The following is a 20,888-nucleotide window of genomic DNA, read 5'->3' on the forward strand; positions in this document are numbered from 1 at the left end:
CGTTCCAGTTAACCCTAGCTTATGTCCGAAATAGGACATGCATCATGCCCTTGCCATTGGCAATTCGACCCTTGCCTCGAGACCGCCCAGGGCTGCCTCGCCGAGGGACAACCGGCCGCCGTATTCATTCACCAGTTCCGCCACGATGGACAGACCCAGACCCGATCCGGGGACGCGTTCATCGAGCCGGCGCCCGCGCTTGAGGGCCTCGGCGGCCCGTCCCTCTGGAATGCCGGGGCCGTCATCCGATACTGTGACGACAAGCCTGCTCCCGGTGTCCTCGCGCAGTGCGAGCAACACCGAGGCGCGGGACCATTTCACCGCGTTTTCAAGCAGGTTGCCGACGATTTCCTCCAGATCCTGTTCCTCGCCGGCAAAAACCAGCGGCTTTTCGGGAAGATCGACCGCGATGTCCTTTGCGGGATGGAGCTTGGCGACAACACGCGCAAGGCGGGCGAGGACGGCGGTCGCGTCGGCACGGAAGACCACGCTCTCGCGCTGCGCGGCGATGCGGGCGCGTTGCAGATAGTGGTCCACCTGTGCGCGCATGGCCTCGGCCTGCTGGCCGATGACCCTGCCCTTGCCGCCGCCCAGCGCATGCCCCTCGTTGACGATGACGGCCAGCGGTGTCTTGAGCGAATGGGCGAGATTGCCAACCTGTGTTCGCGAGCGCTCGACAATGCGCCGGTTGTTCTCGATCAACGCATTCATCTCGTCCGCCAAGGGTTCGATTTCATGGGGGAAAGGCCCTTCGAGCCGCTGCGCCCGGCCCTCGCGTATGTCGCCCAGCGCCTTTCGCACACGATCGAGCGGGCTTAGGCCATAGCGCATGGCCGCGGCATTGATCGCGACGAGCGCCAGGCCCAGGATCGCGAAATAGGTCCACACCTGATGCCGGAAGGCGGCGATGTCGGCGCGAAGTTCGCTCTCGTTTCCCATCAGCCGGAAACGGGCCGCCGCTCCGGTTCCGCCGAGTTCGAACTCGCTTTCGAAAACGCGGACCTTTTCCCCGGCAAGGCCGTCGGTCACGTAGGACCGGCGGAAAAAGGCATCGAAGGCGACCTCGGCGGCAGACGGCGACGGGATCGTGCCGGTCAGCGACGGCGATGACAGCGGCGCCTCGATGCCACCTGTCACCGGCTCCACCGACCAGTACCAGCCCGATCCAGGCTGCGAATAGCGGATGTCGCCGAAATCCGGTGAACCGTCGAGCCGTCCTTCGCTGTCCAGTCCCACCGAACCGATCAGGTTGAACAGGTGCGCAGACAGCAACTGGTCAAAATTGCGCTCGCTCGCGCGGCCATACAGCGTGTCGATGATGGTGGCGATGACAAAGAGCGCCGTGACGACAAGCACGGTGGAAAGCAGCGTCACCCTGAAGGCAAGCGATTTGGGAAAGCGTCCCATCAGCCGGACGATATCGTCAGCCGGCGTCGGCGCGCAGGCGGTAGCCCATGCCGCGAACGGTTTCGATCAGGTCAATGCCCATCTTCTTGCGCAAGCGGCCCACGAAAACCTCGATGGTATTGGAATCCCGATCGAAATCCTGGTCGTAGAGATGCTCCACCAGTTCGGTCCTGGAAATGACCTTGCCCGGATGGTGCATCAGGTAGGACAGGAGGCGGAACTCGTGCGAGGTGAGCTTGAGCGGCTGGCCGTTGACGTCGGCCTTCGAATTGCGGGTATCGAGACGCAACGGACCGCAAGTGATCTCGGAAGAGGCGTGGCCCGCGGCCCGGCGGATGAGGGCCCGCACCCGCGCCAGCACTTCCTCGATATGGAACGGCTTGGCGACGTAGTCGTCGGCGCCCGCATCGATGCCGGCCACCTTGTCGCTCCAGCGGTCGCGGGCGGTCAGGATCAGGACGGGCATCGTGCGGCCTTCGCGCCGCCAGCGCTCGAGGACCGAAAGGCCGTCGAGCTGGGGAAGGCCAAGGTCCAGCACGACCGCATCATAGGGTTCGGTATCGCCGAGGAAGTGGCCCTCTTCTCCGTCGAACGCGCAATCCGTCACGTATCCGGCCTCCGCCAGCGCCTCGCAAAGCTGGCGGTTGAGATCGGCGTCATCCTCGACGACCAGTATGCGCATCGATGTCGTCCCTCCTTTCAGGTCCCCGTCATTGTGCCCGAATTCATCCGGCGATCAATCCGCCGGACCACGAGGCCTATTGATAGGGAACGACGACCTCCTGGCGGCTCGGACGCTGGCCGCCGCCGCGCGGCACAAGGACCACGATGACGCAGACCGACTGTCCGCCACGGGTTTCCTGGGAGGCCTTGGCAAGCTGTCCGCCCTTCTGGGCGGCAACGCGCTGGCCCACGGCATAACAGCCGCCGGCCACCGGCATGGCATGGATGGCGGGCCCGGAAGCGGGACGCGGCAGGTTCCAGGCGGCGGCAGGCGAAATGGCGGCGAGGCCCAACGCTGCGGCGGCAAGAAAGCGGATCGGGGTGCGTTTCTTCATCATGATGGACGGTATAGCGGCTCTCGTCTGAACGCGACATGAATGGATAGGCCATGGACCGGCTGTCCGGCAAGGGTCACACCGTTCCATGGCCTTGGACGCGTTCAGTCGATCACGGTCTGCGCGGACAGCCTTCCGATGATGGCGGCGAGACCGGACAATGCCGTCACGGCCTGCAGGATCGTCTCGGCGAGCGCGGACCCGTCGAGGCCCGCGACGGGAAGTCCCGCCATTCCCGCCACCGCGGTGGCGATGGTGACAAGGGACGCCCAGATGGTCTTGGACAGGTACCAGGGCTTGGTGTCGTTCATGACTGTGTTCCTTTTTCTTCAGGCTTGGGGAATGAGGGAAGGCAAGGCAAACGTTGCGGTTGCCGGCAGGCCGTGGCCGGTCAGTCCGCCCGCCTGGCGCACGCCAAGCGAGATCTGCGCCATACCGGCCGACAGCGCATTCGAAACGGAACCGGCAGGCCACAGAAACGCCGGTTCGCCGACATCCGCCTGCGCCTGCGGGACTCCCGTCCCGTCCGTCAGGACGACGCGATACGACTCGCGTTCCTCGCCCAGCGGGACCTCATCCCAGCCGTCGGCGCGCAGGCGTGACCGCCTGATCCACGAAAAGCGGACGCCGCCATCCTCCATCCGCATGGCGCGCAAATGGACCGGGCTCAGCGGCATGCGCGCGCGCAAACCACCGGCCCCAGTGATGATAGTCGCGTCGGCGGAAGTGCCGAAACCGACAAGCGCACGGGCGCGCCAGGACAGTTCCAGACCGGCTTCCCCTGCGCGCAGGCCGGCAGGCTTCACCGAATCATCGAGCAGGACGGCCGTCGCACCGACGGGCGCACCGGCGCGCATCAAGTCCTCGGTTCCCGCCTGCCCCCGGATGAGACGCGACAGGCGCCAGACGGCAGGCCGGATTTCCTCGGCATCCTGGTACTGCAGGACTTCCCAACTGCCACCCTCCACCTGGATGGCAACGGTATTGGCGCCGGCGAACAGTTGCAGGTCCGAAACCGATTCCAGCTCGGCGTCCGGGAAGCCCACTTCGATGAAGGCGGCCCGTTCGCGTACCGCGCCAAGGCCTGGCGCAAGCGGCGTCACGAGCGAACCGATGGCGGCGGGACGGTCCAACGTGGCGCGCAGGCCGTAGCCGGCATCTTCGGGCGATGCCTCCAGGAGGTGGGTTCGCCAGGGCCTGGACCAGGCGGCGGCGCAGAACGCATCGCTCTCGCTGGAAAAGATGTCGGCCATCGGCAGGTCAATGAGGACGATCCGGGGCGCGGCGGGTGTCGCGGCGCGCGGATTCGCAGAAGCCGCAACACCGGCAATGTCAGGCACAGGCGGGGCGGGAATGATCCGCCGGGCGCGAACCATGTCCGTCATCCCCGCCTCGACTTCCGTAACCAGCCAGATCCGGTCCGGCCGGTCCGCAAAGGCCAGCCGTTGCCCGACCGACAAGCCGCTGGCCGGGGGAAGCGCAAAGCGGCATTCCTCCCGCCCCTGACGGATGCGGGCCAGCCAGGCGGCCGCCAGCGACCGCGCCGCTCCCTCGTTCAGGATGCCCGGATAGGCCATGTTGATTTCCGTGCCGCCCGACGCTTCCTCCGGAAACCGGGTCACCGCGCCTTCGTAGCCGCGAAACGGGTCGCGCCAGGCGAGCACCGCCACGGCAGGCACATCCTCGCGCGCGGCGCGGTCGGCCTCCACGGAGGCTTCCCGGTCCGCCTCGATCACATCGGCGACAATGCGCGGCGCCATGGCGCGGGTCTGGCTGGCAAACACCAGCCTGCCGTCGCGTTCGCTCACCGAAAGCCCGTGCATTGCCACGAGCGGTTCCAGCGCCTCGCGGGCACTGGCTGAATTGTCGATCAGAATGCCGGCGGCCATGGCATCGACGGCCTCCACATCGGCGGCAGGCAGGCCATGGCGGGCCAGCACCGCGTTGATCACGTCGCCGATCCAGACGGCCTCGACGCGTCCGTTCAGCCAGTGGCCGCGCGCCCAGTTGACGCCATCGGCCCACACGCCGCCATCTTGCGGAAAGGCCGGAAACGGCCGCGTGTCCCATGCCCAGCAATAGAGACGTCCGGTGTCCACCATCGGCTTTCCGGTGACGGGTGAAAGCGGATTGGCCTGCGGACCTACGCTCCAATGGCCGAAATGGGCTTCAAGGAAGCGGCGCTGGACCAGATCGTCCCGCCCCCCGGAGGAGAAATGCGGCACCTGGCTTTCCGACGACTTGGCGTCGAGAAAGACATTGGGCTGGTTGGCGCCCTTGTCGATGGCCGGGCAGCCAAGTTCGGTGAACCAGACAGGCTTCGCGCCGGGTACCCAGGCGCTCCGGATGCCGGTCTCCACGCCACCGCGCCGCTCGACATGCTCGTTCAGCCACCAGTTGGCGAGATCCTTGTAGCGATAGACCCATGGCTTGCCATGTGCGCCATCGGTGATGCGCGAGCGGATACGGGCCGAGCGGGCGGCGACATCGGCATAATGCCAGTCATGCCCCTCGCCCGCCGTGATGGCCTCGCGCATTGCCTGGCCGTCCTGCGGCGATTGCGCGCCGTCGGGATTTGCGCCGTCGAGATCGCTGTCGCGCCAGTCCGACAGGGGCATGTAGTTGTCGATTCCCACCGCATCGATGGCCTCGTCCATCCACAGGTCATCGAGATGCCAGCAGACATCGCCGGACCCGTCCGCCGGCTGGTGGCCGAAATATTCCGACCAGTCGGCGCCATAGGTGATCTTCGTGCCCGCGCCCAGGATGGCGCGCACCTCGCGGGCCAGTTCACGCAGGCCGTGGACGAAGGGAAACACGCCCGCATCGTCACGCAGCGATGTCAGGCCGCGCAGTTCGGAGCCGAGCAGGAACGCATCGACGCCACCCGCCTCGGCGCACAGCCGCGCATAATGCAGGATCATGCGCCGGTAGCCGGCTTCGTTCGCAGCGTCCGGCCAGTCCGGTGAACCCGCCAGCCGCACCGAATCCGGCCCTTCGCCCCGGCCAAGGAATTCGGCGAGTTCGGCGCGAACGGCGGCGCTGCCATCGGGCGAACCGGGCTTGCCGGGCGCGGCCGATCCCGTGACGCGTCCGCGCCAGGGAAACGGCGCCTGCCCGTCCCCGCCCCAGGGGTCCGGCAAGCCGTTGCCCGGGGGGATATCCATCAGCAGGAACGGATAGAACGCCACCTTCAGCCCGCGCGCGGCAAGATCACGGATGGCGTCGGTCACGGACCTGTCGTCCGGCGTTCCACCATAGGCAGCGCGCCCGCCGGCCCGGCTGACAAGGCGGGCCTGTCCGCGGTCGATCCCGGCCACAGACCATGTCCGCCGCACTCCGGGCAGCGTTCTTTCCGTCACGCCCGGTTCGATCCGGCAATGACCGGCGCGCAGGTCATCCGCAAACCACGGAACGACGAGCGCCACGTGGCGAAGGCCCGGGCATAGCGCCTGTAATTCATCGATCGATGCGGTGAAATCGCTGTCGCCGTGGAGAACATGGCGGTTCAGCGTCTCGCGTTCACCGGGCCTGATATCGCGGATGACCCGCGCCGGGGACAGGCCGTATTCGGTGGCACCGGGAATGAGCGCAACGGCCTGAATGCGTTGATGGAAATCTCCGGCCGGCGCCAGCACCTCGAATTGCATCTGCGGAACGCGGTTACCATAACCGTCGAGGGCAAGCCGCTCGAACACGACATAGGCCGTGCCGCGGTAGGCCGGTGCATTGCCAGCGCCCTGCTTGGCCTCGATCAGCGGATCGGGGAGCTGGTCCTGCGTGCCATTGAACAGGCGCATCTCGACACGCGCCAGGTCCAGTTCCCGGCCATCGGCCCAGACCCTGCGCACACCGGCAACCGGCCCGTCGCACAATGCGAAGGCCACATTGGCGAAATAGCTGTATTCGGTGACCTTCGGTCCGCCCTTCAGCCCCTGGCGGCGCGTCGTCCGGCGCTCCTCGAAGCGTGTGGCCCAGATCATGGTTCCGGACACGCGGGCCGCGCCGAAGACCTGCGGCAGCACGGCGCCCTCTTCCGCCTGGAATGGGCGCATGCCGGTCATGCGCGGGCCTTCGTAACGGCGGGTGGACTGGATGACCGCGTTGTCGATGGCGTAGCCGGCCATGGCACCGACAGTGGAGCCGATGGCCGAGCCGACCGGGCCGAAAAAGCTGCCAAGGAAGGCGCCGGCCGATTGCAACAGGATGGTGGCCATGAGTCAGGGTTCCTTTCAGGGTGCCGGAAAGGCGAAGGCAGCGGCGACGCGCCGCCGCCAGCCGGGCACAAGCGCGGATTCCACGGCGCCGGTGCCGGAATAGGCATGGATGAAGCGCCCGTTGTGCGACAGGATGCCGATGTGCCGTGCCGGCAAGCCCGGCCGCCAGCGAAAGACGAGCAGGTCGCCAGGGAGCGCCGCCGAAAGGGCAAAACCCGGACCGCAAAGACGGGTGGCGCCGTCGATCATCGGATCGCTGCTACCGCCGGCAAGCCAGTCCGCCCCATAGGGGCCGGGATCCGGCGTCCCGGTGCCATAGACGCCATGCCAGACGCCGCGCACCAGGCCGAGGCAATCGCAACCCACGCCCTTCCGGCCGGCCTGATGGCGGTAGGGGGTACCAAGCCAGCTTCTCGCCTCGGCCAGCACCCGTTGGCGAAGATCATCGGGCGCGCCGTTCACGGGACCACCGGCTTGCCGTCAAGCGGCAGGTCCTGCGTGACATAGCCGAAGGCGGCATCGTTGCCCGGCATGTGCGGAAACCCACGGAAATTGATGCCGTTGCCGAAACGGTCGCGGCAGGTGGCGAAGCGCTTGTCGCAACCGGCGACGAGACGCACGGCCAGCCCGGTTTCCAGCGGCGGCTCGGGTCGGTCGCCAAGCACCAGCGTGTCTGCCACGCCGTCAGCCTGCTGCGCGCTGATCCGGTAGCGTCGCGGCGGGCCGGCATTGCCATCGGCCGTTTCCAGCCAGCCATTGACGAGCCAGCCCTCCGGTCCCGACGTCCTCGCCACGCGCAGGGTAAGCGGCGGCACGACCTCCATGATCTGGGCTTCGGCGCTCATGCCGGCTGCCGACAGGTTGACGCCGCATGCCCCGTCGCCCAGTTCCGCAGAGCAGGCGCGGCGAAGCACCCGGCTCAGAGGTTTGTCCAGGCTTGCCGAAAGGCTCTGCAACTCGGCCGTGAAGCGCCCGTCGCGGCGCGTGATCCGTCCGATCACCGTGGTGCGCAGTAAGGCGCGTTGTCCGGGATCGGTCCAGTTGACGAGCCATGCCTCGACCTTTGCACCATCATAGAGCCCCGCCTCGATGTCGCGTTCAGTGATCTCGTCATCCGACAGCGCGCCTTCGATCTCCGTGGCATCGGCGGCAAGGCCGAGGCTCTGCCGGGCTTCGGAGGCTGAAAAGCCGGTGCGCGGGCGGTGCGCAAGTCCGTCGAAGACAAGCGGTTCGTCATGATCGGTGAAGCCGAGGACCGTTCCATCGACACGGCGAACGCGCCAGCACTGGCACAATGTCGTGGCCTCACCGGCGGCATGGGCGGCCAGGGCCTGGGGGAAATGCGTCACGGGAGCACCTCGACAAGCGGGACGGAGGGGAGTTGGCCGGCCTCGAAGGCCGACAGCGAGAGAACGAGGTGATCGGTGTCGAAACGCACCGGCACGTCGAAGACGAAGCCGGCGGTGATGCGCACGCCCTCGCCAGGCGCTTCGTTCAGCTTGACCTGCCCGGTCAGGCCATCGACGGCAAAGGCTGTTCCGCCGGCAAGCGGCACGCCGTCCAGCGCGATCCTGACCGACGCGGCATCTGGCTTGGTTATCGGCCTGCGATAGGCATCCGCGCCCTCGCCATAGGTTTTCACAAGCTGGAAGACGGTGGCGGTTCCGTCCCCCGTCGCGATCCATTGGTCATCGGCTCTCGGCTCCCGCGCCAGCGGGCAGGATTTCCAGTCAAAGGGATCGCGAAAGCGGAACGCGTGAAGCGAACCGCGCCGCGCCTCGAAGAAATCTGCCAGCGCTTCCAGATCGGCGAGGCCGCGCAGGCCCGTACCGGCATCGTAGCGGCGGCGAGCATGCGCACGGCGCTGGTTGCGCCGCTCCTGCCCGCTGGTCAGGCGCACGATCTCGTTCATGCGCTCCGGCCCGCCTGTCGCGCCGAAGCCGATGGCGACTGGAAAGCGGACATCGTGAAATGCGTTCATGGCGGTTGCCTCACAGGTGACGGGCGCCGCGGCTGACCGCCCGCGCCAGCATGGCGGTCATCTGCGCCTCGGACTTGCGGAAGGAGGCGGCATCGGTGGCCTGCACGTTGAAGGTCACGTTCACCGCACCGCCACCGCCGCCGGGCGCGGCCACGCCGAGGCTTCCATCGGAACCGCGTTTCAGGGGCAGGATGGCCTCGGATCCGGCTTCGCCCATCAGCCCCAGACCGGAGCCCATGGGAAAGAAGGTCGGCGCGGCGACGACGCCGCCATCGGCGAAGGCGGTGACACGTCCCGGGACCCCGCCGCTGGCGAAGGGCGTGATGCTGCCCGCCAGCGCGCTGAAGGCGGAGGAGATGACGCCCTGGAGCGGCTTCAGCCCCTGGTCGAGCGCCATGGAGGCAAGGTTTGTCGCCAGCTGGCGCAACACGTCGTCGAGTTCCTTGCCGGAAACGACCGCGCCCTTGAGCGCGCCCGTCATCTGTGCGCCGAAGCGTTCGGCCAGCTTTTCCATGTCCTTCAGGGCGTTCTGCAATGGCGTGGTGTCGGCTTCCAGCCGTACCGGGAGGGTGTCCGTCATGGCGGATCGAGGTCCTTTCTCAGCGATCGGGAAAGCGATGCATCAACGCCTCCAGACCCGCACGCGAACAGGCGCCGCCAGTGCCGGGCGGTGCCAGGCAGGCGGCCAGTTCACGCGGGGTCATGGCCCAGAAGGCGTCAGGCGGAAGCCGCAGCAGGGTCAGGCCGAGACGCATTGCCCCGGCCCAGGGAAAGGGCCTTGCCCCCTGCCCCGCTACGGCTCGATAGGGTCTTGCGGGCTGCCCGCGCCGGCCACCGCATCCGCGCCGCCAAAGGCCGCCGCCAGAAGATTGGCCGCAAGACGGGCATGACCGGCTATTCCGTCGTCGGACTGCATGGATGCGACATCGCCGTCCGCGATGTCATGGCCGGCGCCGCGCAAGCCGGCGGCGATGATGCGGATGAGGTCACGCGCGGCGAAGCGGCCGGACGAGAGGCGGGTGACAAGCGCCTGCAGATCCTCCGCGTCATAGGCGTCCTCCAGTTCGGCGAGCGCGCCCAGCGTCAGGCGCAGGCGGTAGTCGCGTCCGTCGAGCCGGGCGCGAACCTCGCCGCGCCGCCGGTTGGCCGGAGTGGCAAACGCGCCCATCACGCCGCCTCGAACGCAAGGGCGCCGGCCGATTCCAGCGCGATCTCGAAGGTGATCTCGCCATCGTGGCTGCCGGCATATTCCAGAGCGGTGACCTGGAAGGGGCCGGTCACGGTGCCGAAATCGGGAATGGCCAGTTGCCAGGCACCGACCGCACCGTCGAAGAAGGCCTGCCGGACAAGCGCATCCGATGCGGCATCCTTGAAGATGCCGCTGCCGGTGACGGAGGCGCGCCGCACCCCGCTGGCGCCGAGCAGTTCACGCCAGCGCCCGGCGGATTCGGAATCGGTGACGTCGACCGTCGCGGCGTTGAAGGCGATGCGCCGGGCGCGCAGGCCGGCCACCGTCACGTATTGGCCCTGCCCGTTGCCATCCAGCTTGACAAGCAGGTCCTTGCCCTTTTGAGCACCCATCAGGAAAACTCCATGTTTTCAATCGGAAAAATGTGAAAGCCGGCATAGCCGGGAAAGGATCGCAGATGCAGTCAGGCCGCGCCGGCCTGTTCCTCCAGAAGCACGCGATAGCGCAGGAGCCCGTGCTGAAGCTCCATGTCCTCGTCGAAATAGACTTCGGCGAACTCGCGGAACAGGCCGACGAGGCGGTGCCCGTCCAGTTCTGGCGAGAATTCATCGAGCGCCCTTTCAGCGGCCTCGATGATGGCATGGGCCTCGGCCTTGCCGCGCGCCCGCGACCAGACATGCAGGGTGACGAGGTGCTCGCTGCCGTCGCCGTCGCCGGTGGACCAGTCGTAGACGCTGGTCCGCCCGATGGTCACATAGGGGAAACGGGCGCGCTCGGGGGCAAAGTCGTAGACCCGGCGTCCGCCGAGCAGATCCGTCACCGCGCCGTTGCCGGTCAGGGTCGCATGGATCGCCTTCTGCAGTTCAGCGGCTGCGCTGGCCATCGTCAACCCTCCCCTTCCCGCGCGGCTCGCGCCGGCCGATGATTTCGCGTTCCTGCCTCTGCCGCAAGGCGCCATGAAGGTCTCTATGATCGGCCAGGCGGTGGCGATGCATGGCGAGCGCGCGCACCAGTCCTTCGGCGGTGATCCGGAAAGCCAGTTTCAAAGCTGCTCCTCCCTTGTGAGACATACAAGATAGCGCCCGCTTTCGTCGGGATCGTGAACCGACAGGATGGCGAACAGGCGGGAACCCCGGCGAAGCCGCGCACCGGCCTTCACGTCGGGGCGATGGCGGATGGTGACACGGTGGGTCGTCTCCTCAAGGTACTGTTCCCCGGCAAAACGCGCTCGCGCCGCCACCGGTTCGAACAGACCCTGAAAGGTCGCCGCCTCCGTCCATCCGCCTGTCAGGCCGCCGGCGCCGTCGGGCTGAAGGTCGGGGACATCCAGCGCCAGCGGCGTGCGGAAGCGGCCGGGATCGATGAAGAGCACGGGCATGTCAAAGCCTCGCCAGGCGAAACGGCGCGATCAGGCGCTCGTAGCCCGAAGGCCATGCGGACACCTGTCCGTCGGCCATGGAACCGGAGCGGTGCTCGTAGAGATGGGCGGCAAGCTGAAGGATCGCGCGCTTGAGGAGATCGGGCACGTCCGTGGCCGTATCGCCATGACCGGCCTCGTAGTCGATCTCGATCCCGTTGGAGCAGTCGGTTGCCGGCGCAAGCGCGGCGAGATCGACGGCGGCGGGGCGGGCGAAGCGGTCAAGACGCCATTGTCCGGCCGGCACATCGGCCCGCTCGCCGTCCGCCCCGAAGGCGGCAACCGAAACCACCCGCATGACGGGATATCGCGTCAGCGCGATCCGGCGATCCGCCGGCAGGTCGGCAACCACGCGCCAGGCCTGGCGCAGCAGGGCGAGGCCTGTCTGGCGTTCGACATCGTCACGGGCGGTCGCAAGCAATGACTGCAACGTGGCGTCCTCGCCGTCATGATCGATGCGCAGATGCGTCCTCAGTTCGGCCAGCAAGACCGGTTCGGCGGCCGGCGGGCCGCTCATGAAATGAATCATCGCAATGGCTTTCCTGATTGATCCTCAAGGCGAAACGCGGCCCCGGCAGGAGGGGGCCGGGGCCGCGTCCGGCGCGAAAAGGCGCAGCGCGCGGGAGAAGACGCGCCGCGCCGCCGACGGTCAGGCCGCGCCGTATTTCACGAGCTTGATGGCATCGAAGTCCTGCACGCCGCCGCCCACGCGCTTGGTGGTGTAGAACAGCACGTAGGGCTTGGCGGAATAGGGATCGCGCAGCACCCGCACACCGGTGCGATCCACCACGAGATAGCCGCGCGCGAAGTCGCCGAAGGCGATCGGCGTGGCATTGGCGGCGGCATCGGGCATGTCCTCGGCCTCGACCACGCCGAAGCCCATCAGCATGGCCTGGCCGCCCGGCATCGCGGGAGGCTGCCAGAGATAGTTGCCGTCGGCGTCCTTCAGCTTGCGGATGGCGGCCTGCGTCTTGCGGTTCATCATCCACGAGGCGTTCTGGCGGTAGCCGGCCTTGAGCGCGTAGATGGTGTCGATGAGCACGTCGGAGGCATCCGTCTCCGGCAATGCCCCGGCGACCCCGGTGGCCACATGGCCGAGCTGGCCCCAGGCCCAGTCGGCTTCAGCGACCGAACCGTAGTCGAGGAAGCCGCGCGGCTTGTTCACGCCATCGCCGGCAATGAAGGCCGCGCCCTCCTGCTCTGCGAAAGCGGCCTCCACCTCCGAGGCGATCCACTGGTCGAGATCGACAGCGGCATCGTCCAGCAGCGAGGCGGTGGCGGCCGGCATCGCGTAGAGTTCCATGGTCGGAAACTGGAGTTCCGCCAGCACCGACGAGGCGGTCTCCGGCCGCGCGGCGGTCTCGCCGGCCCAGCCGACAGCCGGACCGGAAACCGAGAACGGCTTCTTCAAGACCGCGCCCGAGACCTGGCGCACCGAGGCCACGGAACGGACGGGAGAGAGCGCGGCAAGGCGCTTGCCGATGGCCGCTTCGGTCTCGTCCGGAACCAGGTAGCCGCCGTCCTGACCGGAGCCGTAGGACATGGCCTTGGTGTCGAGCGCGCGCATCTGGCGGTCGTCGCCGGAGCGCATGTAGGCGGCAAAGGCCTGTTTTCGGGCGAGACCGGCGAGCGGGACCGGGCCGTCCAGCGCCGGGCGGCCGCGCTGCAGGATCAGGCGGTCCATCGCCGCCTTCTGTTCGTCGAGGGCGGCGGAGATGCGGTCGACCTTGTCGACGGTGAGCACATCGGCGCCGACGCGCTGCTCGATCTCCTTCAGCCGCTCGTCATTGGCCGCCTTGAAGGCCTCGAAGGCGCCCATGAACTCGTCGAAGGCCTCGGCGACGTCCTGGGCGGAACCGGACGCCGCCTTGATCTCGGGCGCGGCGCGCAGGGTGGTGGTGTCAGTCATTGTCTTGTCCTCATGGAAAGCGTTGCGGCGGCCCGGCGGATCGCTCCGGCCAGACCTTCCGGTGTATCGCGCGCGGCATCCCGCTCGCGCACGAGGTGGCCGAAGCCCTTGACAATGACCGTCCGGGCCTCGGCACGCGTCAGGCCCGCATCCCGCGTGAGCCAGCGTTCGAATTGGCGCATGGTGGGCAGGCCGGCAGCCCGCTTGATTTCGCCGATGCGCGCGCCGGGCAGCATCGGGAAGGTGACGACGGAGATTTCCCAGAGGTCGGCCTCCAGGATGCGGCGCACGCCGCCCTGGCCCTTGCGGGCGCGCACGGTGCGAAAACCGATGGAGAGGCCGTCGAGCGCGCCATCGCGCATCAGGCCCAGAACCTCCCGCGCCCTGGCCGATGAGGCGGACAGACGGCCGCGGACGAAGAGCCCGCGATCGTCCTCGCGCAGTTCCGTCCAGCGGCCGATGGGCTGCGCCGGATCGTGCTGGAACAGCATGCGCACGCCCGCTGCGCCGCGCCGCCCCAGGGAACGGGAAAAAGCGCCGCGCTCCACCAGGTCATTGCCAAGATCCACCTCGCCGAACAGGCTGGCATAACCGGTGAAAGAACCGTCCGCGTCCAGTTCCTGGAGCGCCATGGGCGCGTATTTCCTTTCAAGATCAATCGTCTGCATCTGCCGTCTCACTTCCTGATTCCGGGCCTTGGAAAACCGGTTCCGGTGCCCCTACGCGGGTCGTTCCGCGTCAGGCCGCGCATCAGCAGGCCGAGCGCCCACCAGGCCGAGAGGCTGGCGAAGGCGGAGCCGGCAAGCACGATCTCGACAGGCGACAGCATCGCTTCCAGGCCCAGATGGCGGACCAGGGCCAAACCCGTTACCGAGCCGAAGACAAGGCCGGAGACGAGACCGACAAAGAAGCGCAGGCCTGCCTCCCGCCGGCCCGATGGCAGCAAATAGGCGAGCGAGATGGCCGAACCGGCGATGGCGCCGGCGCCCTTCGCCGCCCACATCACATGCGTGTCAGACATGGCTGGTCCTTTCCGCGCCCCCGAGCGGCTGGTAGCCGGCGGCCTCGCGTTTCTCGTCCATGGTCAGGAAGGAGGCGGCGTTCAGGCGTTCCCAGAGCGCGTCCCTGTCGCCCGACAGGCCGTCCACCTGGTCGGCGTCGAACCAGAGCCGGATGCGCCCGCCGTGCAGCGGGGAAAGCCAATGGGAAAATTCGCCCGCCAGCCGGGTGACCAGCGGGATGACGGTCAGCCTGTAGAAGGCGCGATTGGCCTCGCGGTAATTGGCGTAGGTGTTGTCGCCGGGAATGCCGAGCAGCATGGGCGGCACACCGAAGGCGAGCGCGATGTCGCGGGCCGCCCCGTTGCGCGCCTCGATGAAATCCATGTCCCTGGGCGACAGCGCCATGGCTTTCCAGTCCAGTCCGCCCTCCAGCAGCATGGGCCGGCCGGCGCGGGCGGCACCCGAATAGCCGTTTTCCAGTTCCTCGCGCAGGCGGTCGAACTGCTCCGGCGTCAGGTTGCCGCCCTCCTTGGGGGCATAGACAAGCGCGCCGGACGGGCGGGCCGAATTGTCGAGCAGCGCCTTGTTCCAGGCCCCGGCGGCATTGTGGACGTCGAGCGCGGTCAGCGCGGCTTCCAGCGGCGCGAAACCGGAGATGTCGTCAAGCGGGTGGGCGAGACGCAAATGCAGGCCGGGCGCCCCGTCGCTCCCTGTCTCGACCTGGCGGCGACCGGTTCCGGTGCGGTGGACAAGCGCCACCGGCCATCCGTCACCGCCCGTTTCAACCTCCACCTGGTCCGGGCGCAAGAGGTGCAGGTGCGCCGTCTGCCCGCCGTCGACACGCTCCACATAGGCATTTCCCGCCATCAGCAGGTGCAGGTATAGCGTCTCCATGAAGGCCATGCCGGACTGGCGGGGATTGGGCCGCGCCAGCATGGCGAGCACAGGATGCTCGTCATGTTCGGTGACGCCCTCGTAGAGCAGCCAGGGAATGGCGGCCGCCGTCTGCGCGACGAGCCGGACGCAGGCATGGACGACCGGATTTGTCATGTAGCCGTTGCGGGCAAGGCCGGCATAGTCGCGGCCGGTCCAGGCGGCAACGCCGCTCAGGTGAAGGGCAACGAAGCCGGTGGCCGCCTTCGTGGCCTCCGGGACAGCGCCCTTGCTTGTGTCCGGGGCGCGCGCGGCCACCCCACCCGGGCGAAGCGCCCAGGGCCAGTGAAAAGCCATGATCTTGTTTCCGTTTCGAGAGAAGTATCAGACGTGGCGGATGCGCGGCGACCGGCCGGGTCCGGACAGGAGCAGTTCGCTCAACGCCCAGACAAGCGCATCCATCCGGTCCGGCGAACGCCCCGACGAAAGGCCGGCAGCGGTGAAATCGCACATTTCATCTTCCAGGGCGGGAAAGCGGGCGGCGTGGGCCACCCTGCCCTGCTGGTAAAGCGCCGAAACCGGCTCGGCGCGGGAGAACTTGCCGCGCGTGGCGCGCACCGACTTGACCGGCACCCCCTTGTCGACCGAGGCGATGACGCTGGCGACCATTTCGCCGCCCTGGTTGACCTCGGCGAGAAGGCAGTCGGCCTCCAGCGCATGGTAGAGGCGGATGGCGGCGGCGGCCCATTCGTGCGGCCGGGCCTTCTCCACGCTGGCATCGGCCAGGACGGTGGCGCGTCCCTCTCCATCCACACCGGCCGCAACGATGCCGCAGGCATCGGAGCCCTTTCCCGAACCGGCCGGCGGATCAACGGCCACGACGATGCGCACGGCTGCGCCAAAGCGCCGCGTGCAGGCTTCCTCGATGGCATCGCGCGACCAGAGCGCGCCTTCCCTGTCGCCGATGATCTCGCCATCCAGTTCCTGCCGGCCAAGCCGCGTGCCGCCATAACGGGCCTGCACGGCAGCCAGGAAACCGGCGGCGAGGTGGGCCGTATTGTCCATGGTCCTGAGCCGCGTGACATGGATATCCGGGTCGCAGGCCAGGCGCTTGACCAGCGGCACCGGACGCGGTGTCGTGGTGAAAAGCTGGCGCGGGCTTTCGCCCAGTCTCAGGCCGAATTGCAGCATGTCGAACACCGTTTCCATGTTCTTCCATTTGGCAAGTTCGTCGCACCATGCGGCATCGAACTGCGGTCCGCGCAGGCTGTCGGGATCCTCCGAGGAAAAGGCCTGCGCCACGGCGCCATTGTCCCAGAGCAGGCGGCGGCGCGTCGGCTCGTAACGCGGGCGGTCTTCGCCCGATATGGCGCGGATGCCCGAAGGTCCATCGATCATCACCTCGCGCACATCGCCGAGCGTCTCGCCGACCAGCGCGATGCGGCCGTATTTCATGCCCGAGAACGGGGCGTGGCCCAGGACAAGTCCGCGCACCCATTGCGCGCCGAGCCGCGTCTTGCCGGACCCGCGCCCGCCGATGACCAGCCATGCGGGCGGGCGGATGCCGAGCGGATACTGCCCGGGATGAGCGCTCGCGAACCATTCGCCGGCCAGTTCGAGGACGAGCGAGGCAGGCAGGTTGGCCCGCGCCCAGCCATCGCGGCCAGTGCCTGAAAAACCCTTGTCAGTCTTCATCCGGCGCGCCCGCCTGTTTCGCAAGGCCTTCGGCAAGCGTGGCGATACGCCTGTCGATCAGGTCCAGCGCGGCCGCGATGGCGGCACGCCGGTTCTCGGATACGGCGGCTGCCTCGCTCCCCTCGCCGGGCTCGAGCCGCTCCACGATCTTCATGAGAAGCTGGAACTGGTCCAGTTCGGTCTTGTCGACGGGTTCGTCGGCCGGGACGGCGAAGATCCGCTCGGCGCGCTGCCACAGGCAATCGCGGAATGCCGCCAGCCGCGCCTTGTCCCCGCGTCCGGGCTGCGCCAGCACCCAGCCCTTCCTGCGCGCCAGGTCGCGCACGTGGCTTTCCTCGACGCCCGCCAGGCCAGCGGCAAGGCCGTAGTCGAAGGGCACGCCCTCGGCCCATGCGCGCGCGATCGCCCATGCGCCCGCCACCGTCATGGCCATGTCGTCACCTCGTCTGTGGATCGGGATAGCGACGGTCAGGCGCCCCTTGGCGCAACTGTCCGACCGTAGAGGAAACATACCATCTGGCCGTCACGGTGTGGAAAAACGGGCTGAGGAAAAAAGTGCCCCCGGCAACGACCGGCATAAACCCTAACGGCGGAAAAGCGCCTCCAAACGTCGGGTCTGTGCGGCTTTTCACTTGCCGTGGCAGGCCAAATGCGAAAGAGTGCGGCGCTTGTGAAGGGGCATTTTCACACCATGCGCATGGCCTTTGACATCGCGCAGACGGCAAGACATGAAGAACCCGTTCGAGAAGCGAAAATCCAGAGGTCCCAAGGCGTCCCGGTTGCTCGAGATCGACGCCTGGATTGATTCGACCCTTTACGAAGCGCAGTTCTCGGCGGCCGAGACCTGGGAAAACATCACCATCTTCTTCCGGCGGTTCCGCGCGACCGGGTGGCGGCGGGGCGTTTTCGAACTGTTGTCGGAAGGCTTCACGCTGGGGGCTGCCGGGTCCGTTGTCATGCTGGCGCTGGCCATGCCGGCTTTCGAGGAAACGACAAAGAACTGGCGCGCCCAGGACGACTACGCCGTCACCTTCCTCGACCGCTACGGCACCGAGATCGGCAAGCGCGGCATCCTCCAGCGCGATTCGGTGCCGGTCGACGAGATGCCGGACCACGTCATCAAGGCGGTTCTTGCCACCGAGGACAGGCGCTTCTTCGACCATTTCGGCATCGATGTGGTGGGTCTGGCGCGCGCCATGTTCGAGAATGCGCGCGCCAACGCGGTCGTACAGGGCGGCTCCACGCTGACGCAGCAATTGGCCAAGAACCTGTTCCTCTCCAACGAGCGCACCATCGAGCGCAAGGTCAAGGAGGCCTTTCTCGCCCTGTGGCTGGAAGCCAACCTGACGAAGAAGGAAATCCTGCAGCTCTATCTCGACCGGGCCTACATGGGCGGCGGAACGTTCGGCATAGCGGCGGCGGCCGAGTTCTACTTCAACAAGGACGTCAACGACCTGACGATGGCGGAATCGGCGATGCTGGCCGGCCTGTTCAAGGCGCCCGCGCGCTATGCCCCGCACGTCAACCTGCCGGCGGCACGTGCGCGGGCCAACGAGGTGCTGACAAACCTGGTGCAGAGCGGCTTCTTCACCGAGGGCCAGGTGATTGCGGCGCGGCGCCGGCCGGCCACGCCGGTGGACCGCGACAGCGGCGAGACCCCGGATTATTTCCTCGACTGGGCCTTCGAGCAGGTGAAGGAACTTGCGGCCGGCCTGCCCAACCACGCGCTGATCGCCCGCACGACCATCGATCTGAACCTGCAGAAGGCGGCCGAGGAATCCTGCGAGTTTCACCTGCGCCAGTTCGGCAAGAGCTACCGCGTGGAACAATGCGCCATGGTGGTGCTGGAAAACAACGGCGCGGTGCGGGCCATCGTCGGCGGACGCGATTACGGGCAGAGCCAGTTCAACCGGGCCACGAACGCGCTGCGCCAGGCCGGGTCTTCCTTCAAGCCCTATGTCTATGCCGCCGGCATGGAAGCAGGGCTGACACCGGAAACGGTCATTCCGGATGCGCCGATCACCTGGGGCCGCTGGTCACCGAAGAACTATTCGCGCGGCTATGCCGGGCGGGTGCCTCTGACGACCGCGCTCGTCAAGTCGATCAACACCATTCCGGTGCGCATGCTGCGCGACGACATCCCCGGCGGCGCGAAAACGGTGAAGGCGCTGGCAGAGGCGATGGGCGTCGAATCCGAGCTCTCCACCCACAAGACCATGGCGCTCGGCATTTCCGGCATGACCGTGCTCGACCAGTCGACCGGCTACCTGACCTTCGCGGACGGCGGCTATGCCGGCAAGCGGCATGGCATCACGCAGCTGACCACCTATTCCGGCGACGTGCTTTATGATCATTCGCGGGATGCGCCGGAACCCAAGCGGGTGCTTTCGGAAAAGACCGTGGAATCGATGAACTCGATCATGGTGCAAATTCCCGAATGGGGCACCGCGCGCCGCGCCGCGCTGGACTTCACCCCGGCGGCCGGCAAGACCGGCACCACACAGGCCTATCGCGACGCCTGGTTCGTGGGCTTTACCGGCAATTTCACCGCTGCCGTGTGGATGGGAAATGACGATTACTCGCCGACCAACCGGCTGACGGGCGGTTCGCTCCCGGCCATGACGTGGAAACGGGTCATGGAATACGCCCACCAGGGCATCGAGCTGCAGCCGATTCCCGGTGCGGGACGGCCGATTCCGGAAGCCCCGGAAAAACCGGAAGACGGCGCAACCGCAGCCGCCGGGCAGGACGGCGCGGTGCAGGCCGAACGCCCGCTGGTCCTGTCCGCCGACAGCGCCCGCGTGCTGCGCGCCCTGGCGGAGGCCTTCCGCAAGGCCCCCGCCCTGCCCGGACCGGCGCCGTCGGCACAACTGACGGCGATCGACCCGACGGACACCTCGGGCACACGGCGCTGAGACAGGATGCTTGCCAGGCCCGAGCAGCCTCGGATAAACCCGGAGCGAGCTTCACCATCACCCCGAGCGTCCGAAACGGCCCTCCATGATCAGAAATCTCGTCCTGGCCGCGTTCGCCCTCGCCATCGCTTTCGGCGCCGGCGGCTGGAGCGTCTGGGCGCTGATGGATTCGGAATGGCGGCCCGGCGCGCTGCATGTGGGGCCGTGGACGGCCCATGTGGAGGCCGGAACGCCGGACGCGGATCCCTATACGAAGGCCCGAATCGCCAGAAATGCGGAACTTCCGCTGGGCGCAGGCGAAGGGGTGGCCTTTTCCGCTCGCCGGGACACCGCCGGCGATCCGCTTCGTCCGCAATGCCGTTACCGGATCGAGGGCCGTCTTCCGCCGGCACGCCTTTGGACAATCCATGCCGCCGACCAGCGCCTCAGGCCGGTTCATGCGGGGCCATTCCTGCCATCCGCGCGCCATGCGCGCGATGTCATCTACAATGGCGACGGCACGGTGAGCATCGCGGTTTCGCGCCGCCCGGCGCCGGGCAACTGGCTGCCGATAGGCGCGTCCGACGGCTTCCACCTCGTCATGACATTCTATGACGCTGAAATCTCGTCCAGCACGGCGGCGCGGGAGATCACCATGCCGCAGATCCTGAAAGAGGGCTGCGATGGGTAGGCTCTTCCACGCCCTGGCGCTGGGGCTTGCGGGCGCCGGAATCGTCCATATCGCCGCCCTTCTGCTGGTTCCCCATTTCGCGAGCAACGATGCATGGAACCGGATATCCGCGCTGGGACCGGAATATGCCTTCGCCACCGTGGAGCCGGCGGGTCCGGACGCATCCGGCATCATCGAGGTTCATGATCCGGAATTCGCCATCGCGGCGTGCCGGTTCGACCTGGAGCGCGGCCTTGTCCACGTGACAGCACCGCTCGGCGTGCGGTTCTGGTCGGTCTCCATCGTCAACGGACGGGGACAGAGCATCTATTCCTTCAATGACAGGAACTCTTCGACCGGCGCGCTGGATCTTACCATCGCAACCCCGGTGCAGATGATCGAGTTGCGCAAGGACCTGCCCGATGCCTTCGCCGAGTCCATTTTCGTGGAGGCCGATATCGATCGCGGCATGGTCGTGCTGCGTCTCTTCCAGCCCGACAGCGCAGCGCAACAGGCCGTTCGCGCCATGCTGGACGAGGCCAGGTGTTCGCCGTTCGCGCTCTGAAAGGGCCCCGCC

At 67.4% G+C, this 20,888-nt stretch carries 24 protein-coding genes and 1 pseudogene; 3 read left to right on the top strand and 22 right to left on the bottom strand.

Going from position 1 to position 20,888, the window contains the following annotated elements:
- Nucleotides 1-42: 42 nt before the first annotated feature.
- From ACLB6G_RS07535 to ACLB6G_RS07640, 22 genes and pseudogenes are all read right to left on the bottom strand, one after another.
- Nucleotides 43-1,407, bottom strand: coding sequence for an ATP-binding protein (locus ACLB6G_RS07535; protein WP_410355528.1), 1,365 nt, complete (start codon nt 1,405-1,407; stop codon nt 43-45).
- Between the two features lie 16 nt (nt 1,408-1,423).
- Nucleotides 1,424-2,089: a winged helix-turn-helix domain-containing protein gene (locus ACLB6G_RS07540; RefSeq protein WP_410355529.1), complete on the bottom strand. Its 666-nt coding sequence runs from the start codon at nt 2,087-2,089 to the stop codon at nt 1,424-1,426.
- A gap of 76 nt (nt 2,090-2,165) precedes the next feature.
- Complete coding sequence (locus tag ACLB6G_RS07545; protein ID WP_410355530.1) at nt 2,166-2,468, bottom strand: hypothetical protein; 303 nt, start codon at nt 2,466-2,468, stop codon at nt 2,166-2,168.
- 101 nt (nt 2,469-2,569) lie between these two features.
- The gene (locus ACLB6G_RS07550) at nt 2,570-2,776 is read right to left on the bottom strand and encodes a hypothetical protein (protein ID WP_410355531.1); all 207 of its coding nucleotides are present in this window, start codon (nt 2,774-2,776) and stop codon (nt 2,570-2,572) included.
- Nucleotides 2,777-2,794: 18 nt separating this feature from the next.
- Nucleotides 2,795-6,682, bottom strand: coding sequence for a baseplate multidomain protein megatron (locus ACLB6G_RS07555; protein WP_410355532.1), 3,888 nt, complete (start codon nt 6,680-6,682; stop codon nt 2,795-2,797).
- Between the two features lie 15 nt (nt 6,683-6,697).
- Nucleotides 6,698-7,144, bottom strand: a complete 447-nt coding sequence (locus ACLB6G_RS07560; RefSeq protein ID WP_410355533.1) for an NlpC/P60 family protein — start codon at nt 7,142-7,144, stop codon at nt 6,698-6,700.
- Nucleotides 7,141-8,031, bottom strand: a complete 891-nt coding sequence (locus tag ACLB6G_RS07565) for a DUF2163 domain-containing protein (protein WP_410355534.1) — start codon at nt 8,029-8,031, stop codon at nt 7,141-7,143. Before ACLB6G_RS07565 ends, ACLB6G_RS07560 begins: the two co-directional genes overlap by 4 nt.
- Nucleotides 8,028-8,663, bottom strand: a complete 636-nt coding sequence (locus tag ACLB6G_RS07570; RefSeq protein ID WP_410355535.1) for a phage distal tail protein, Rcc01695 family — start codon at nt 8,661-8,663, stop codon at nt 8,028-8,030. The genes ACLB6G_RS07565 and ACLB6G_RS07570 overlap by 4 nt, the downstream gene beginning before the upstream one ends.
- A gap of 10 nt (nt 8,664-8,673) precedes the next feature.
- Nucleotides 8,674-9,243: a phage tail tape measure protein gene (locus tag ACLB6G_RS07575; RefSeq protein ID WP_410355536.1), complete on the bottom strand. Its 570-nt coding sequence runs from the start codon at nt 9,241-9,243 to the stop codon at nt 8,674-8,676.
- 19 nt (nt 9,244-9,262) lie between these two features.
- Nucleotides 9,263-9,427, bottom strand: a pseudogene (locus ACLB6G_RS07580) (rcc01693 family protein); the annotation flags it as partial.
- Between the two features lie 29 nt (nt 9,428-9,456).
- On the bottom strand, nt 9,457-9,831 hold the full coding sequence (locus ACLB6G_RS07585) for a gene transfer agent family protein (RefSeq protein WP_410355537.1): 375 nt from the start codon (nt 9,829-9,831) through the stop codon (nt 9,457-9,459).
- Nucleotides 9,831-10,244, bottom strand: a complete 414-nt coding sequence (locus ACLB6G_RS07590) for a phage major tail protein, TP901-1 family (protein ID WP_410355539.1) — start codon at nt 10,242-10,244, stop codon at nt 9,831-9,833. The genes ACLB6G_RS07585 and ACLB6G_RS07590 overlap by 1 nt, the downstream gene beginning before the upstream one ends.
- A gap of 71 nt (nt 10,245-10,315) precedes the next feature.
- Nucleotides 10,316-10,735, bottom strand: coding sequence for a DUF3168 domain-containing protein (locus ACLB6G_RS07595; protein WP_410355541.1), 420 nt, complete (start codon nt 10,733-10,735; stop codon nt 10,316-10,318).
- Nucleotides 10,716-10,898, bottom strand: a complete 183-nt coding sequence (locus tag ACLB6G_RS07600; protein ID WP_410355542.1) for a hypothetical protein — start codon at nt 10,896-10,898, stop codon at nt 10,716-10,718. Before ACLB6G_RS07600 ends, ACLB6G_RS07595 begins: the two co-directional genes overlap by 20 nt.
- Nucleotides 10,895-11,230, bottom strand: coding sequence for a phage head closure protein (locus ACLB6G_RS07605; protein WP_410355543.1), 336 nt, complete (start codon nt 11,228-11,230; stop codon nt 10,895-10,897). The genes ACLB6G_RS07600 and ACLB6G_RS07605 overlap by 4 nt, the downstream gene beginning before the upstream one ends.
- Nucleotide 11,231: 1 nt before the next feature.
- Nucleotides 11,232-11,786 carry a head-tail connector protein gene (locus tag ACLB6G_RS07610; RefSeq protein WP_410355544.1) on the bottom strand — a complete coding sequence of 185 codons (555 nt, stop codon included), beginning with the start codon at nt 11,784-11,786 and terminating at the stop codon, nt 11,232-11,234.
- Between the two features lie 132 nt (nt 11,787-11,918).
- A complete protein-coding gene (locus tag ACLB6G_RS07615; RefSeq protein ID WP_410355545.1) occupies nt 11,919-13,178 on the bottom strand; it encodes a phage major capsid protein in 1,260 nt (419 codons plus the stop codon).
- The gene (locus ACLB6G_RS07620) at nt 13,175-13,846 is read right to left on the bottom strand and encodes an HK97 family phage prohead protease (RefSeq protein ID WP_410355546.1); all 672 of its coding nucleotides are present in this window, start codon (nt 13,844-13,846) and stop codon (nt 13,175-13,177) included. Before ACLB6G_RS07620 ends, ACLB6G_RS07615 begins: the two co-directional genes overlap by 4 nt.
- Before the next feature lie 8 nt (nt 13,847-13,854).
- Nucleotides 13,855-14,199, bottom strand: a complete 345-nt coding sequence (locus ACLB6G_RS07625) for a DUF6107 family protein (RefSeq protein ID WP_410355547.1) — start codon at nt 14,197-14,199, stop codon at nt 13,855-13,857.
- Entirely contained in the window at nt 14,192-15,409 is a 1,218-nt protein-coding gene (locus ACLB6G_RS07630; protein WP_410355548.1) for a phage portal protein, read from the bottom strand. The genes ACLB6G_RS07625 and ACLB6G_RS07630 overlap by 8 nt, the downstream gene beginning before the upstream one ends.
- 27 nt (nt 15,410-15,436) lie before the next feature.
- Nucleotides 15,437-16,747 (bottom strand): DNA-packaging protein, encoded by a 1,311-nt coding sequence (locus ACLB6G_RS07635; RefSeq protein ID WP_410355549.1) that lies wholly within the window; start codon nt 16,745-16,747, stop codon nt 15,437-15,439.
- Complete coding sequence (locus ACLB6G_RS07640; protein WP_410355550.1) at nt 16,737-17,180, bottom strand: hypothetical protein; 444 nt, start codon at nt 17,178-17,180, stop codon at nt 16,737-16,739. The genes ACLB6G_RS07635 and ACLB6G_RS07640 overlap by 11 nt, the downstream gene beginning before the upstream one ends.
- Before the next feature lie 295 nt (nt 17,181-17,475).
- Between ACLB6G_RS07640 and ACLB6G_RS07645 the strand changes: the two genes are divergently transcribed.
- The 3 genes from ACLB6G_RS07645 to ACLB6G_RS07655 all read left to right on the top strand — a co-directional run bounded on the left by ACLB6G_RS07645 (nt 17,476) and on the right by ACLB6G_RS07655 (nt 20,876).
- Nucleotides 17,476-19,662, top strand: coding sequence for a transglycosylase domain-containing protein (locus tag ACLB6G_RS07645; protein WP_410355551.1), 2,187 nt, complete (start codon nt 17,476-17,478; stop codon nt 19,660-19,662).
- A gap of 85 nt (nt 19,663-19,747) precedes the next feature.
- Nucleotides 19,748-20,332, top strand: a complete 585-nt coding sequence (locus ACLB6G_RS07650) for a DUF1214 domain-containing protein (RefSeq protein WP_410355553.1) — start codon at nt 19,748-19,750, stop codon at nt 20,330-20,332.
- Nucleotides 20,325-20,876 (top strand): DUF1254 domain-containing protein, encoded by a 552-nt coding sequence (locus tag ACLB6G_RS07655; protein ID WP_410355554.1) that lies wholly within the window; start codon nt 20,325-20,327, stop codon nt 20,874-20,876. Before ACLB6G_RS07650 ends, ACLB6G_RS07655 begins: the two co-directional genes overlap by 8 nt.
- Nucleotides 20,877-20,888 lie beyond the last annotated feature (12 nt).

Source organism: Zhengella sedimenti (assembly GCF_046506625.1).
GTDB lineage: Bacteria > Pseudomonadota > Alphaproteobacteria > Rhizobiales > Rhizobiaceae > Zhengella > Zhengella sedimenti.